Below are 14,828 nucleotides of genomic sequence, written 5' to 3'. Positions count from 1 at the left end.
GCCCGCATTTCGAGACCGCACGCCCAGATCCTGGGCGGAACACCGCTGCCGTGAGAGCGGACCCGCTTGGGCCAGCTATAACGCGCCCAAGCGGGTCCACTCTCCCCCGCGTCATCGCCGCCTACGAGACGTGCAGCGCTCGCACGGCCTCGAGCGTGTCGGTCTCGTCGACCCGTTTGTCGGTGCGGTAGCCCTTCACCCGGGCGAACCGCAGCGTCACACCGCCCGGATAGCGCGGGCTGGTCTGCACCCCGTCGAACGCGATCTCGACCACCAGTTCCGGTCGCACGTAGACGGTGTACGCGTCGCGGCTCACCGCGCGTTCGAGCAGAAACTCGGTCTGCCACTTCAGCATCGCGTCGGTCATGCCCTTGAACGTTTTGCCGAGCATGACGAAGCCACCCGCGTCACCCACCAGGCCGGACGGATCGCGGGCACCCAGGTGCAGATTGGAGAGCCATCCGCGACGCCGCCCGTGGCCCCACTCCGCCGCCAGCACGACCAGGTCGAGCGTGTGCCGCGGCTTGACCTTCCACCAGCCGCCGCCGCGCCTTCCCGCCGCATAAGGGCTGGCCAGCGACTTCACGACGACGCCTTCGTGCCCCCGGCGCAGGGTCGCGGCCAGGAACTCCGCAGCGTCCTCCTCGGGCACCGCGACCCTGCGCACGATGCTCTCGGCGGGAGCCACCGCGCTCAGTGCGGCGAACCGATCGGCGGCCGGTCCGTCGAGGAGGTCCTGGCCGTCGAGGTGCAGCGCGTCGAAGAGCACCGCGGAGAGCGGCGTGGCGGCCCTCGCCTTCGCTACGTCCGCCCGGCTGCCCACTCGGGACGCGGTGACTTGGAACGGCTGCGGGCGCCCGTCCGGCCGGAGCGCGATCGCCTCCCCGTCGAGCACCGCCGTGCGCACGGGGAGCGCGAGCGCGGCCTCCACGACCTCGGGCACCCGGGCCGTGATGTCGTCCAGGCTCCGGGTGACGACAAGGACGTCGGAGCCGTCGCGGTGGACCTGAACCCTGGCGCCGTCCAGCTTCTCCTCGACCGCGGCCGGGCCGGATCGGGTCAGCGCGTCGGCCAGATCTTCGGCGGGCTGGGCGAGCATCGGCGCCAGTGGACGCCCGACCTGCAATCGGAACGCCGCCAGCCCCTCGGCACCGTCGCGGAGCGCGGTCTCGGCCACTACCCGCAGGTCGCCACGGAGCAGCACGGCTCTGCGCAGCGCGGTGAGCGGCAGGCCGGTGGCGGCCGCGACGGCGTCCGCCATGACGCCGGCCAGCGCGCCCTGACGGACCTCGCCGACCAGGAGCGCGCGGAGGAACGCCTGCTCGGGCCCGGTGGCACGGGCGAACAGTGCCGCGAGCGCCGCCCGGCGGGCGGCCTGCGAGCCGGGCCCCGCGAGCGCGCCGATCTCCGCGAACGTGGCGTCCACGGCCGTCACCGTGAGCGTCGGGTCCTCGGCGGCGACGTCGGGCAAGTCGCGGAGCGCGGCCCAGCCGACACCGATCTGCCGCTGCCGCAGCTCACCGCAGAGCCAGGCGACGCCGGGCACCACCTCGTCGTCGGAGAGCTGCTTGAGGCACGCGGCCAGCCGCTCGACCTTGGCCTTGCGTGAGCTGACCGCGGCGACGTCACGCCCGGTCGCGGCGATGTCGGCGAGAAGCATGGCCCATTGTCACTCCCCACACCGACAGTTCGGCCCGCCCACGCGCTCGCGCGACTTCGCTTCGGTGACCCGCATACGGCGGGTGGCGCCTCCCGGCACCCCAGGATTCACGAGAAGTTCAGTTGGGTAGGCCAACTCCCAGTTCCATGGGGAGGTGGACAATGACGTCAACTGAAGCGGCCAGCGCACCGCAATCCGAAAGAACATTCCGGAGTTTGGTACCAGCCCGGATGGACCGCTTGCCATGGTCCCGTTTCCATTGGCTGGTCGTCATTTCGCTCGGCGTCACCTGGATCCTCGACGGGCTCGAGATCCAGATCGCGTCCACGGTCGCCGACAAGCTCACCGAGGACGGCACGCTCGGCCTGAGTGCCCAGCAGGTGACGATCTCCGCATCGGTCTACCTGTTCGGCGAGGTCGTCGGCGCGCTCTGGTTCGGCCGGTTAGCCGACCGGCTCGGGCGTCGGAAACTGTTCCTGATCACGCTGACGCTCTATCTCGTCGCCAGCGGCCTGACCGGTTTCTCGTTCACGTTCTACGAGTTCCTGCTGTTCCGATTCCTTGCCGGTATGGGCATCGGCGGTGAGTACGCGGCGATCCACTCAGCGATCGACGAGTTGATCCCTTCGCATTACCGCGGCCGCGTCGACCTGGCGATCAGCGGCACGTACTGGGGCGGCGCCGCGCTGGCGTCAGCCGCACAGATCGTCTTCCTCCACCCGGACATCTTCTCCGACAACATCGGATGGCGGCTCGGGTTCTTCCTCGGCCCGCTGATCGGTCTGGCGATCTGGCCGCTCCGGCGCCACATCCCGGAGAGCCCTCGCTGGATGATGACCCATGGCAAGGCCGAGGAGGCCGAACGCACGGTCGATGAGATCGAGGCGCGTGTCCGGGCGAGCGGCAAGGAGGTCACGCCGGTCCCGGAGTCCGAGGCCAGCGAAGTCAAACCGCATCCCCCGGTCACCTACCGGCAGATCGCCCGGATCATGTTCAAGCAGTACCGGAGCCGGTCGATCCTCGGGTTCGCGCTGATGACCACGCAGTCGTTCCTCTACAACGCGATCTTCTTCACCTACGCGCTGGTGCTGGGGACGTTCTACGACGTGGACAGCGGGACGATCCCGTACTTCTTCTTCCCGTTCGCGATCGGCAACCTGATCGGTCCGCTGGTGCTCGGCCCGTTCTTCGACACGGTCGGACGGCGGAAGATGATCGGCGGTACCTACGTGAGCTCCGGCATCCTGCTGGCGATCACCGGTTACCTGTTCTACGCCGACGTCCTGACCGCGGTGACCCAGACGATCCTCTGGTGCGTGATCTTCTTCATCGCGTCGGCGGCGGCCTCTTCCGGCTACCTCACGGTCAGCGAGATCTTCCCGCTGGAGCTGCGGAGCCAGGCGATCGCGTTCTTCTTCGCGATCTCCCAGTTCTGCGGTGGTGTCATCGCGCCGGCGCTGTTCGGTGCGCTGATCGGCGACGGCGAGAGCCGCGGACCGCTGTTCGGCGGTTACCTGCTGGGTGCCTGCCTGATGATCGTCGGCGGTCTGGTCGCGTTCTACCTCGGTGTGGACGCCGAACGGAAGTCGCTGGAATCGATCGCGAAGCCGCTGGGCATCGTGAAGACGCGGGTGGCCGACGCGGCCGCCGGCACCCCCGCCACCCGACCCACGGACGGCACGTAAAAAGACAAGGTAAATCAGCGTCCAGAACGGTTTCGGGGGCGGCCACCGGGCACCCGGTGGCCGCCCCCGTTCGTTGTCCGAAGGGCCCGTCAAGACCCCGGTCCGGGGGCCACCGCGTCAGCCGCCCGGCAGAACCTGCGCGCGCGAGGCAGGATGGACGGATCGGTAGGAGGATCGGAGAACTGTGACGGAAGCGACCGGAGAACCGGTACGCCAGCGCCGGGAGTCCACGGCGAGCCGGTGGCCGAGTCCGCTCTTCGTCGGGCTGGTGCTGACCACCGTGGTGTCCGGGTGGGCGCTCTGGACCGGCTACGGCTCGGCCGGCTTGTTCGCGTTCCTGTTCGTCGCGGCCGGCTGGGTGGTCTCGCTCTGCCTGCACGAGTTCGCGCACGCGGTGGTCGCCTACCAGGGCGGTGACCGGTCGGTGGCCGAACGCGGCTACCTGACGCTGGACCCGCTCAAGTACACGCACTTCGTGTACAGCATCCTGCTGCCGCTGCTCTTCGTCCTGCTGGGCGGCATCGGCCTGCCCGGAGGCGCGGTGTTCGTCGACCGCCGGTACCTGCGCAGCCGGCTGGCCAACAGCCTGGTCTCGCTGGCCGGTCCGCTGACCAACGTGGTGTTCGCGGCCGTGCTCGCGATCGCGCTCGCCGGGTGGGGCTCTTCCGACGCCGTCCACGTCGAGTTCTGGGCCGCGGTGGCGTTCCTGACGTTCCTGCAGGTCACCGCCGCAGTGCTGAACTCGCTGCCGGTCCCGGGGCTGGACGGATTCGGGGTGATCGAGCCGTACCTGTCGAACAAGATCCTGCGGAAGGTCGCGCCGATCGCGCCGTACGCGGTGCTGCTGTTGTTCGTTCTGCTGTTCATTCCGCCGGTGAACCGGGCGTTCTTCACGATCGTGCTGTGGTTCTTGGAACTGCTCGGGGTACCGGGCTGGCTCGCCGACTACGGCCAGAGCCTGTTCCGGTTCTGGTTGGGGTAAAGCCTCCAACCTGGGATCGAAATCTGAGTGTACTGAGAGAAAGATAAGGGAGGCGTGATGACCGTCCGTTACGCGACTAGACTGCCCGCGTGACCGACCGGAAGTGCGACAGCACAGATGCACCGAGCCGTACGAGGAAGGTCGGGTTCCATGCGTGAGCGTCAGGGTCGGGCCGTCGGGGCGCGTAGCGCCACTCGGTCCAAGCCGGAGAGCTTCGGCCGGCTGCGGGTCACCGTCGACGACCGCGAGCACTACGCACTGGTCACCGTCGCCGGAGAGGTCGACGTCACCACCGGCTCGCAACTGCGCGAGCCGCTCCACGAACTGGTCGAACAGCGCAAGCACCGGCACGTCGTCGATCTGCGCGAAGTCACCTTTCTCGACTCCACCGGACTGGGCATCCTGGTGAGCGACCACAAGCGACTCCGCGACCGCGACGGGTCGCTGCACGTCGTGACCGTGCCCGGAATCGTCTCCCGGGTGTTCCGCCTCACCGGCGTCGACCGCGTCGTCCCTCTGGTCGACACCATCGAGCAGGCCGAAGAAGCCCTTGGTCTGAGCCCCAACCGCCCTTAGGTCTGCTTCTACGGACCTGGAGCCCGCCGAGGGCGAGGCTGGCGTCCGCGCGCAAGGCCGCCTGGACCTTGCTGTGGTCTCAAGGCCTTGCGCGCGGCCGTCAGCCTCGTCCTCGGCGGGCCGTGCACTCAGCCTGCGGCGGCTTCGACCGGGTCGGGGGTTTCCTCGTCTTCGGAGCGGGGTGCCGTGAGGTCGAACTCCGCCCACACCGCCTTGCCACCCGGCACCGCACGCGCTCCCCACCGCGCCGCCACCCGGCGCACCAGGAACAGCCCGCGGCCGCTCTCGGCATCCGCGTCCGCGATCCGCGGCCGGGGCATCGCCGGTTCCCGGTCGAACACCTCGATGACGATCCGGTTCGCCGAGCGACGTAGCCGCAGCTGCTCCGCCGCACCGCCATACAGCAGCGCGTTCGCGACCAGCTCGGACACCGCCAGCACGATGTCGTCCCGCACCAGCGGCGTCAGCTGCCACGTGCTCAGCACGCCGTAGCAGAAGGCCCGCGCCCGGCGGGTCGGGTCCTCCCCCTCGCCGAGCTCCAGCTCGATCACCCGGACCGGCCCGACCGTCAGGCCGGTCGGCCACCCGGCGGCCAGGACGGTACCGCCCGGCCCGCTCTCCAGTGCCGCCTCCGCGGCCGCCACCGGGTCGCTGACGCCGTCCAGCGCCACGGCCAGCGCGGGCGCCACACCATCGACGGACGGCGCCGTAGACACCACGTCAGCGTCGATCGCGAAGCCTCCGGTGGCGAACGCCACGTCGTCCGCGAGTTCGGCCGGGAGCGCGAGCACCACGCTGCCGCCCGGCGGGATCGCCACGGTCTGCTCGCCGTAGGACGCGCTGACGCTCACGAAGCCGCCGAGCGGGCCACCGTCGGGGGCGGGCGGAGCCACCGTCGCGCCCTTGACCGGGCAGATCACCGGCGCCGGGTGCCCGGCCTGGGCGAAGCAGAACGCGCCGTCGACCGGGTCGAAGACGCCGTACAGCAGGCGTGCGCGGAACGGTTCCTCCCACTCGGCCACCAGGCTGTCGAGGTATCCGAGCGCCTCGGCAGGCGCGAGGTCGACGCGGGCCATCGCGCGGGCAGCCATTCGCAGCGGCCCGGCGAGGCGCTCCGCGACGGCGGCGCCCTCCGGCGAACCGTCCGACAGCACGCGTCCCGAGATCAGGATCGTGCGGCCGGCTGCCGCGGGCAGCGCCTCGCACCAGGCACGCGGGTCCGGGGCCCTCCGCTCGATCACGAGATCGCCGTCGGACGGTGCGGGCTGGTCAAGCGCGGCCGCCGTTTCGATCGACGTCACGATCGCACTCCGCGCACGCTCAACTCGCCAACGGTCATGGTCAGGGTCTCCTCCTGTACCGAGCGTGTTCTCACGCCGACCTCCGGTTCCCGCCAAGCCTAATCGGCTCGCGCGAAAGTCCTGCCGGAACTCCCCGCCTGTGCGCGGAACGGGCCGGGAGCCTCGTTCGCCCCCCGTGACCACATCGTGACGGACGGACGACGGCTCGGATTATCCTCGCCGGGACCCGACGTGCAAGACCGACCGTTCACCCGATCATCGCCGCGGTAGCGCCGGGCGGTCGTCGGTCAACAGTTCGGCAAACAGATCACCGTCGTCGGCGGCGCGCGCGAGCACCGCGTCGAACGGGAACACCAGCTCCTCTGGACGGCGGCACGCGGCCACTTCGTCCCAGTACAGCGGGGTGGACACGGTGGGCGCCGGGCGGGCGCGCAGCGAGTACGGCGCGACCGTGGTCTTCGCGGTGTTGTTCTGACTCCAGTCGATGAAGACCTTGCCCGGCCGCAGTGCCCGTCGCATCACCGACGTGACGTTCTGCGGATCCTCCTTCTCCAGCTGCTGAGCGACCGCCTTCGCGTAGTCCGACGTGCGGCCCGGGTCGACCGGCTTGATCGCCGCGTAGACCTGCATGCCCTTCGATCCGGACGTCTTGGCCACGGCGTGCAGCCCGTCGGCGTCCAAAACCTCACGGAGCCGCAGTGCGACGGCGGAGCACTCGACGACGGTGGCGGGTGCACCCGGGTCGAGGTCGAAGACCAGCAGGTCAGTGCCACGGACACCACCGCGCGGGCCGACTTGCCACTGCGGGACGTGCAGCTCGAGCGCGGCCAGGTTGGCCATCCAGACCAGCGTGGCCAGCGCGTCACCCTCGTCCTCCGGGAGGACCAGGTAGTCGATCTCGTCCCGGTTCTTGGTGCTGCCCGGAGCGGGGAGACGCTCGGTGCGGACCCAGTCGGGCGCACCGTTCGGCACGTTCTTCGCGAAGAAGCCCTGCCCGGCGACTCCGTCGGGGTACCGCTTCAACGAGAGCGGACGACCGGCCAGATGCGGCAACAGAACGGGCGCGACTCGGGAGTAATAGTCGATCACCTCACCTTTCGTCGTCCCGGTCTCCGGGTAGAGAATCTTGGAAAGGTTCGACAGGGAGAGTTGACGTCCGGCAACCGCGACCGTCGTGTTCGCCGATGCACTCGCCACGCCGACACCTCCACGCTGGACTTCCCCCCGGCGGTAATCGCAGAGTAGTCCCGTCGAGAGCAACCACAGGGGGCACCGGCCATGCGTGCGATCTGGAAGGGCGTCGTGTCGTTCGGGCTCGTCACGATCCCGATCAAACTTTTTTCCGCAACCGAGCAGCACGACGTCCAGCTCCGCCAGGTCCACGCCGCGGACGGCGGACGGATCCGGTACCGCCGGGTCTGTGAGGCCGAGGACGTCGAGGTGCCTTACAGCGAGATCGCCAAGGGGTACGAGCTCCCGGACGGGCAGGTCGTGGTCCTCGACGACGAGGACTTCGAAAAGCTGCCGATCGCGTCCGGCCGCAACATCGACGTCCAGAAGTTCGTCCCGTCCGAGCAGGTCGACGGCCTGTACCTGTCCAAGGGGTACTTCCTGCAGGCCGACGGGCCCGGCGCGAAGCCCTACGTGCTGCTGCGCGAGGCGCTGGAACGAGCGGGCACGGTCGCGCTGGTGAAGGTCGCGCTGCGGCAGCGCGAAGCGCTGGCCCTGCTGCGCCCCTACGGCGAGGTCCTGCTGCTGCAGACGATGCTCTGGCCGGACGAGATCCGCGACCCGGCCGAGCTGGCTCCGGATTCGGACATCACGGTCCGGGCCCAGGAGATGCAGATGGCCGAGTCGTACATCCAGACGCTCACCGGCGACCTGGACATGGACGAGTTCAGCGACGACTACGCGGTGGCGCTCCGCGAGGTCGTGGACGCCAAGATCCAGGGCCACGAGGTCACCCAGCCGGAGGCACCGGCTGAGGGCGGTGGCGCGGTGCTGGACCTGATGGCGGCGCTGGAAGCGAGCGTCGCGGAGGCCAAACGAGCTCGCGGCGAGGCGGTCGGCGAGACGCGCCCGGCGGCGAAGAGCACGCCGGCGAAGAAGAGCGCGCCCCGCAAGGCGGCACCGAAGAAAGCCACGGCGTCCAGCAGCTCGTCGGCCGCGAAGAAGACCACGGCGAAGAAAACGTCGACGAAGACGGCGGCCAAGAAGGCTCCCGCCAAAACCGCTGCACGAACCACCACGAAGGGCACAAGCCAGCGCAAGACAGCCTGACAGCAATGCGGTTTACTCCCTCGTGCCTTCCGGCCACCCACGCGGCGTTGGGCCGTCCGGGCTAGGGTTCAGTGGCAGCGATGGAGGGAGTACGTAATGGTCGACCCCGCTGGTTCGGCGGCCCCAGAACGGACCGGTGCGCTCGGTGACGCGACGGACGCGGTGCTGTCGGTGGAGCAAGTACCGCCGACGGACGACGGGCGACAGGTAGTTCGGGTCGGCGGCGAGATCGACATGCTCACCGCGCCCCGGCTCCGCGACGCCCTGACCCCCGTTGTGGCCGTGCCCGGCTCGGACGTCGTGCTGGATCTCGATGCGGTGACGTTCCTCGGCTCGAACGGGCTGGGCGTGCTGGTCGAGCTGTCGCAGCAGGCCGAGTCGGTCGGTACGAAGTTCCGGCTGGTGTGCGCGAACCGCACGGTCAGTCGTCCCCTGACCCTGACCGGTCTGGACCAGGTCCTCGACTTCCACGAGTCGTTCGCCGACCTGCCGCCGGTCGGGAGCTGAGCCTTTCTCTCGGGCGGTTTCGTCACCGGCGGCACGGGAACCCCGTGATCGTCGACGACGAAACCGCCCCCGAGGAGGTACTGATGCCCGGCCGCGAGGAAATGCCGTCCACGCTGAAGCGCTCTCCGAAGAAGGCGCAGGACACGTGGGTGAAGACGCACGACTCCGCCGTCGAGCAGTACGGCGAGGGTGAGCGGGCGCATCGCACCGCGTTCGACTCGCTGAAGCACTCGTTCGAGAAGGTCGGCGACCACTGGGAGCCGAAGGACCGCAAGGGCCCGTCCGACAAGCAGGCGGCGAAGAGCGGCGCCGCGGCGCGCCGCGGCGGCAAGACCGCGGAGGGTGTGGACGCCAACGCGTCCAAGTCCCACCTGCAGGACGTCGCCCGTTCGCTGGACATCCGGGGCCGCTCGACGATGACCAAGAGCGAGCTCGTCGAGGCGATCAAGAAGGCGAACCGCAAGAAGACCGCGGCCGCGCGCACGTAGCGGCGGCCGCGGCCGTGCGACGGCTCAGTGCCGCGCGCGAACGCGCCAGAGCACGGTAGCGAGCGACAACACGGTCAGTCCGGCACCGATCCCGAGCAGCGCGGGACGGCTGAGCACTTGGTCACGCCCGTTGCGCAGAAGCGGCACGACGGTCGCGACCGCCTGCGCCGAGATCCGCTGTGCCTCGCTCGCGACCCGGTCGGCCTGGCGCTGGGCCACCGCGCGCGGGCTGACCCTCGCCACCAGCTCGTCCACGTCCCGCCGTAGCTGATCGCGGGCGAACGCGATCTCGCGTTCTAACTCTTCCGGTCGCGGACCCACCGCACATCCTCCTTCACCGCTTCGATCGCCTGCGTCGGGACGGGGTTGACCCGACGCAGGCGCAACGCACCGAGCAGCCCGGCGATCCCGGCGATCAACGCCCAGACGCCTGCCACGATCAGTGCAGCCCAATAGCCTGCCATCACCTCGGACAGCGCGTACACCGCGGCCAGCGAGAGCAGCGGGACGATCATCAGCCCGGCAGCTGCGGCGACCGCCAGTCCGGCGATCCCGGCCACCGCCTTCTGGGCCTCCAGGCGCAGCTCCGCCTTGGCCAGCGCGATCTCGTGCTGCACCAGGCTCGAGAGCCCGGCCGCGACGTCGCTGACCAACTGTCCGATCGAGGGTTCCCGCGCCCGCTCGACCGCAGGCCGGGGCTTCGCACCGTTACCACTGTCGACCGTCTTCGCACCGGTTTCCGACGCCACCACCGCTCCTCCCCACCACAGCACCCGCCCGGCCCGCGGGAGGTACCCGCCCGTGCGGCGCGCGGACGCTGTACCCCCTGGCCAGCCCCGTCAACCTTGCCACGGATCGTGGGCGTGGAGTCGAGGTCAGGGCCGACCACACATCGGTGGCTTCCGAGCGGTAGGTTCGGGCGAGCATCGGCGGGGTAAGCCCGCGTGTGCCGGAGGCGCCGACCCCACTCGCGCCCCGGCCACTACCCGGTTCCCCACCGGGTTCGACGACGGTGTGATGAGGAGCGAGCTAGATGGCGGTGCCCGAACGGACCAGCTCGGAGCCGGCTGCGGCCCCACCTGCCCCGGCGGGAAGCGACTCGCTGGCCCCCGACGCAGCGGGCAGCGACATCGAGCTGACCCTGCCTGCCGACCCGGTCCACGTGCCGGTCGCCCGGGCGCTCGCGGCTGACCTCGCGGTCCGCCTCGACTACGACCTGGACGAGGTCTCCGACCTGCGGATGGCGGTCGACGAGGCGTGTGCCGAGCTGGTGGCGAAGGCCTCCGGTCCCGGCCGGCTGCGGTGCGTCTTCCGGGTCGACGACGACGCGCTGCGGGTGACCGTGTCGGCCGCCACGAAGGACGGAGCGACGCCCGGCCAGAACACGTTCGGCTGGCGCGTGCTGACCGCGCTGGTCGACGAGGTGACGGCGTGGGCGAGCGAGGACAACATCGTCCACATCAAGCTGGTCAAGCGCCGACTCGAGGCGCTCGCGTGAACGACCGCGCTACCGCGCGGCGCCCGGAACGGGGAGCCGCGGTATGACCGCGCCACGGAGTGAGCAGCCGACGGCCGCGATCGACGACCCGGCGCGGGAGGAAGCAACCGAGGCCCCCGAGGCCCCCGAGAGCACCGAGAGCACCGAGAGCACGGTCGAGAAGGTCGACGACACCACGGTGGCGGACGCCCGGTCGGAGTCGCGCCGCGAGGCGGCGGCCCTGTTCGCGCAGATGGCCGCTCTGCCGGAGGATTCGCCGCGGCGGCAGGCGATCCGGGACGAGCTCGTGACGATGCACCTGCCGCTGGTCCGGCACCTCGCGCGGCGGTTCAACAACCGCGGTGAGCCGCTGGAGGACCTGGTGCAGGTCGCCACCGTCGGCCTGATCAACTCCGTCGACCGGTTCGACGCCGAGCGCGGCGCGGACTTCCTCTCGTACGCGGTGCCGACCGTCGTCGGGGAGATCAAGCGGCACTTCCGCGACCACGGATGGGCGGTGCGGGTGCCGCGGCGGCTCAAGGAGCTGCACCTGTCGCTGACCGCGGCCACCGCGGAACTCTCCCAGCGCAACGGACGCGCGCCGAACGCGACCGAGCTGGCCGAGCACCTGAAGCTCTCCCGCGAGGAGGTCCTGGAGGGTCTGGAGGCGGCCAACGCCTACCGCAGCTCGTCGCTCGACGACCCGGTGCGCGGCGACGGCGAGATGCCGACGCTGGCCGAGACGCTCGGCGACGAGGACGCGGCGCTGGAGCACGTCGAGTTCCGCGAGTCGCTGCAGCCGCTGCTCGCCCAGGTGCCGCCGCGGGAGCGGAAGATCCTGATCCTGCGGTTCTTCGGGAACATGACGCAGTCGCAGATCGCCGAGCGGATGGGGATCTCCCAGATGCACGTGTCGCGGCTGCTCTCACAGACGCTCGCCAAGCTGCGCGAACGCCTGCTCGTCGACGAGTAGACCGACCCACCGGAAGCCCCCTCCCCGCGGAGGGGGCTTTCGTCTTTCCGGCGGAATGTGTGGCGGTGATCACACCCGGGGGTGCAGAGTGGTTACCGGCAGGTAACACAGAGTCGGCGAGGAGACGTCCATGACGACTGACGACCGCGTGCACCCTGGCCCTACTAGCGACGCGCCGACCACCGCCCCACCCGGCTCCGGGCCCGCCCCGTCCGAACGCGAGTCGCGTCAGGTCGCCGAGGCCGCCCGCCAGACCGATTGGACAAAACCCAGCTTCGCCAAAGAGCTGTTCCTCGGACGCTTCCCGCTCGAGCTCATCCACCCCGAGCCCCACCCCACCGACGAGGCCCGCGAGGTCGGCGAGAACTTCCTCGCGAAACTCGGCACGTTCCTGGCCGGTGTCGATGCGGCCAAGATCGAGCGCGACGCCCGGATCCCGGACGACGTCATCAACGCGCTGAAGGAACTCGGCGCGTTCGGAATGAAGATCCCGACCACGTACGGCGGTCTCGGGCTCACCCAGGTCTATTACAACAAAGCGCTGATGCTGGCCGGCTCCGTCAACCCGGCGCTGGGCGCGATGCTCTCGGCGCACCAGTCGATCGGCGTCCCGCAGCCGGTCGTGTTGTTCGGCAACGAGGAGCAGAAACAGCAGTTCCTCCCCCGCTGCGCCCGGACCGACATCAGCGCGTTCCTGCTCACCGAGCCCGACGTCGGCAGCGACCCTGCCCGGCTCGCCTGCAGCGCGGTCCGCGACGGCGAGGACTACGTCCTCGACGGCGTCAAGCTCTGGACGACCAACGGTGTCGTCGCCGACCTGCTCGTCGTGATGGCCCGCGTTCCCAAGTACACCGGCGGACGCGGTGGCATCACCGCGTTCGTCGTCGAGGCCGACTCCCCCGGCATCACCGTGGAGAACCGCAATGCGTTCCTGGGGCTGCGTGGGCTGGAGAACGGCGTCACCCGGTTCCACCAGGTCCGGGTGCCGGCCGCCAACCGGATCGGACGTGAGGGCGAGGGTCTGAAGGTCGCGCTGACCACGCTGAACACCGGCCGGCTCTCGCTTCCGGCGATCTGCGCGGGCACCGCCAAGTGGTCGCTGAAGATCGCCCGCGAGTGGAGCGCCGCCCGCGAGCAGTGGGGGCGCCCGGTCGGCAAGCACGACGCGGTCGCCGGGAAGATCGCGTTCATCGCCGCGACCGCGTTCGCGCTGGAAGCCGTACTCGACCTGACCAGCCAACTGGCGGACGAGAAGCGCAACGACATCCGGATCGAGGCCGCTCTGGCCAAGCTCTACGCGTCCGAAATGGGGTGGCTGGTCGCGGACGAACTCGTCCAGATCCGCGGTGGGCGCGCCTACGAGACGGCGGAGTCGCTCGCCGCGCGCGGCGAGCGCGCGGTCCCGGTCGAGCAGTCGCTGCGCGACCAGCGGATCAACCGCATCTTCGAGGGTTCGACCGAGATCATGCACCTGCTGATCGCGCGCGAGGCGGTCGACGCCCACCTGTCGGTGGCCGGTGACATCATCGATCCGGACGCGACGCTGAGCGCCAAGCGCAAGGCGGCGGCACAGGCCGGCAAGTTCTACGCGGGCTGGCTACCCACGCTGGCGGTCGGCGCGGGCCAGCTCCCGAACTCGTTCGCGGAGTTCGGGCCGCTCGCCAGGCACCTGCGGTACGTCGAACGGTCCAGCCGCAAGCTCGCGCGCCAGACGTTCTACGGCATGTCGCGGTGGCAGGGACGGCTGGAGCACCGCCAGCGGTTCCTGGCCCGGATCGTCGACATCGGAGCCGAGCTGTTCGCGATGAGCGCGGCGTGCGTGCGGGCGGCGTCGCTCAAGACGACCGGCGGGCCGCACCGGGGCGCGACCGCGCTGGAACTCGCGGACGCGTTCTGCCGCCAGGCCACGGTACGGGCCGACGCGCTGTTCGAGGCGCTCTGGACGAACAGCGACGACACCGACCGGCGGCTCGCCGATCGGGTCCTGGACGGGCGCTACAAGTGGCTGGAGGAGGGCATCCTCGATCCGTCCGACGACGGCCCGTGGATCATGTCCGCTGCGCCGGGCCCGTCCGAGAAGGAGAACGTCCGCCGCAAGATCTAGTCCGGCGCCAGCGCGTAGCAGGCGACGGCTGCGGCCGCCGCGACGTTGAGGCTGTCGACGCCCCGGTGCATCGGGATCCGCACCCGGGCGTCGGCCGCCGTGAGGACCTCGCCCGACAGGCCGGGACCCTCGGCGCCGAGCAGGAGCGCGGGCCGTTCCCGCTGCGCGGGGCTGAGCGCGCGCAGGCTGATCGCGTCCGGGTCCGGGGTCAGCGCGAGCAGTGTGAAGCCCGCGGCCCGCACCTGGTCGAGGGCGGCCGGCCACGGGTCGAGCCTGCCGTAGGGCACCGCGAAGACCTCGCCCATGCTCACCCGGACGCTCCGCCGGTATAGCGGGTCGGCGCACGACGGGCTGAGCAGGATCGCGTCCATGCCCATCCCGGCGGCGGCACGGAAGATCGCGCCGACGTTCGTGTGCGTGTTGACGTCCTCCAGGATCAGGACGCGTTGCGCCGCCGCGAGCAGCGCGGCCGGGTCGGCGGGCGCCGGGCGGTGCACGGATCCCAGGACGCCCCGGTGGACGTGGAAGCCGGTGATCGCCTCCAGCACCGGCGGCGTCGCGGCGTAGAGCGGCACGTCCGGCGCGATCGTGTCCACCTGGTCGATCCGCTTCGCGTCCACCAGGATCGACCGCAGCGCGAAGCCGGCGCGCACCGCGCGGCGCAGGACCAGCTCGCCCTCGGCGATGAACAGCCCGTGCGGTGGTTCGAACGCGGTCCGCAGGGCGACGTCGGTGAGCGCGCGGTAGTCCGCGATCCGGGGGTCGTCGGGGTCGGTGATCTGGATGGCCGGCACG

Annotated in this window: 15 protein-coding genes; 9 read left to right on the top strand and 6 right to left on the bottom strand. The window is 70.5% G+C overall.

Annotated features, from left to right (window positions below; genetic code table 11):
* Positions 1-121: 121 nt before the first annotated feature.
* Positions 122-1,660, bottom strand: coding sequence for an ATP-dependent DNA ligase (locus BUB75_RS03850; protein ID WP_073251408.1), 1,539 nt, complete (start codon positions 1,658-1,660; stop codon positions 122-124).
* A gap of 230 nt (positions 1,661-1,890) precedes the next feature.
* On the opposite strand from BUB75_RS03850, the gene BUB75_RS03845 reads away from it, so the two are divergent.
* From BUB75_RS03845 to BUB75_RS03835, 3 genes are all read left to right on the top strand, one after another.
* Positions 1,891-3,345 carry an MFS transporter gene (locus tag BUB75_RS03845; RefSeq protein WP_073251406.1) on the top strand — a complete coding sequence of 485 codons (1,455 nt, stop codon included), beginning with the start codon at positions 1,891-1,893 and terminating at the stop codon, positions 3,343-3,345.
* A gap of 184 nt (positions 3,346-3,529) precedes the next feature.
* Positions 3,530-4,327: a site-2 protease family protein gene (locus tag BUB75_RS03840; RefSeq protein WP_073251404.1), complete on the top strand. Its 798-nt coding sequence runs from the start codon at positions 3,530-3,532 to the stop codon at positions 4,325-4,327.
* 150 nt (positions 4,328-4,477) lie between these two features.
* Entirely contained in the window at positions 4,478-4,903 is a 426-nt protein-coding gene (locus BUB75_RS03835; RefSeq protein WP_084740188.1) for an STAS domain-containing protein, read from the top strand.
* A gap of 128 nt (positions 4,904-5,031) precedes the next feature.
* Here the strand turns inward: BUB75_RS03835 and BUB75_RS03830 are convergent, their stop codons facing one another.
* Complete coding sequence (locus tag BUB75_RS03830) at positions 5,032-6,204, bottom strand: SpoIIE family protein phosphatase (protein WP_073251402.1); 1,173 nt, start codon at positions 6,202-6,204, stop codon at positions 5,032-5,034.
* Between the two features lie 255 nt (positions 6,205-6,459).
* Positions 6,460-7,401 carry a non-homologous end-joining DNA ligase gene (ligD, locus tag BUB75_RS03825; RefSeq protein ID WP_073251400.1) on the bottom strand — a complete coding sequence of 314 codons (942 nt, stop codon included), beginning with the start codon at positions 7,399-7,401 and terminating at the stop codon, positions 6,460-6,462.
* Positions 7,402-7,482: 81 nt separating this feature from the next.
* Between ligD and ku the strand changes: the two genes are divergently transcribed.
* The 3 genes from ku (at position 7,483) to BUB75_RS03810 (ending at position 9,479) form a co-directional block, all read left to right on the top strand.
* The gene (gene ku / locus BUB75_RS03820) at positions 7,483-8,484 is read left to right on the top strand and encodes a non-homologous end joining protein Ku (RefSeq protein ID WP_073251397.1); all 1,002 of its coding nucleotides are present in this window, start codon (positions 7,483-7,485) and stop codon (positions 8,482-8,484) included.
* A gap of 96 nt (positions 8,485-8,580) precedes the next feature.
* A complete protein-coding gene (locus BUB75_RS03815; protein ID WP_084740187.1) occupies positions 8,581-8,991 on the top strand; it encodes an STAS domain-containing protein in 411 nt (136 codons plus the stop codon).
* A gap of 83 nt (positions 8,992-9,074) precedes the next feature.
* Positions 9,075-9,479, top strand: a complete 405-nt coding sequence (locus tag BUB75_RS03810; RefSeq protein ID WP_073252758.1) for a ChaB family protein — start codon at positions 9,075-9,077, stop codon at positions 9,477-9,479.
* 24 nt (positions 9,480-9,503) lie between these two features.
* Here the strand turns inward: BUB75_RS03810 and BUB75_RS03805 are convergent, their stop codons facing one another.
* Complete coding sequence (locus tag BUB75_RS03805) at positions 9,504-9,800, bottom strand: DUF3618 domain-containing protein (RefSeq protein ID WP_073251395.1); 297 nt, start codon at positions 9,798-9,800, stop codon at positions 9,504-9,506.
* On the bottom strand, positions 9,776-10,228 hold the full coding sequence (locus tag BUB75_RS03800) for a phage holin family protein (protein WP_073251393.1): 453 nt from the start codon (positions 10,226-10,228) through the stop codon (positions 9,776-9,778). Before BUB75_RS03800 ends, BUB75_RS03805 begins: the two co-directional genes overlap by 25 nt.
* 284 nt (positions 10,229-10,512) lie before the next feature.
* On the opposite strand from BUB75_RS03800, the gene BUB75_RS03795 reads away from it, so the two are divergent.
* The 3 genes from BUB75_RS03795 (at position 10,513) to BUB75_RS03785 (ending at position 14,033) form a co-directional block, all read left to right on the top strand.
* The gene (locus BUB75_RS03795; RefSeq protein ID WP_143175007.1) at positions 10,513-10,977 is read left to right on the top strand and encodes an ATP-binding protein; all 465 of its coding nucleotides are present in this window, start codon (positions 10,513-10,515) and stop codon (positions 10,975-10,977) included.
* 43 nt (positions 10,978-11,020) lie between these two features.
* Complete coding sequence (locus BUB75_RS03790; RefSeq protein ID WP_073251390.1) at positions 11,021-11,929, top strand: RNA polymerase sigma factor SigF; 909 nt, start codon at positions 11,021-11,023, stop codon at positions 11,927-11,929.
* Between the two features lie 130 nt (positions 11,930-12,059).
* Complete coding sequence (locus tag BUB75_RS03785) at positions 12,060-14,033, top strand: acyl-CoA dehydrogenase family protein (protein ID WP_073251388.1); 1,974 nt, start codon at positions 12,060-12,062, stop codon at positions 14,031-14,033.
* On the opposite strand, the gene BUB75_RS03780 is transcribed toward BUB75_RS03785, so the two are convergent.
* On the bottom strand, positions 14,030-14,827 hold the full coding sequence (locus tag BUB75_RS03780; protein ID WP_073251386.1) for a TrmH family RNA methyltransferase: 798 nt from the start codon (positions 14,825-14,827) through the stop codon (positions 14,030-14,032). The two genes, BUB75_RS03785 and BUB75_RS03780, sit on opposite strands and share 4 nt — an antisense overlap.
* Between the last annotated feature and the right edge of the window lies 1 nt (position 14,828).

It is taken from the genome of Cryptosporangium aurantiacum, from assembly GCF_900143005.1.
In the GTDB taxonomy this organism is placed as follows: domain Bacteria; phylum Actinomycetota; class Actinomycetes; order Mycobacteriales; family Cryptosporangiaceae; genus Cryptosporangium; species Cryptosporangium aurantiacum.
This window is presented reverse-complemented; position numbering and strand designations above follow the sequence as displayed.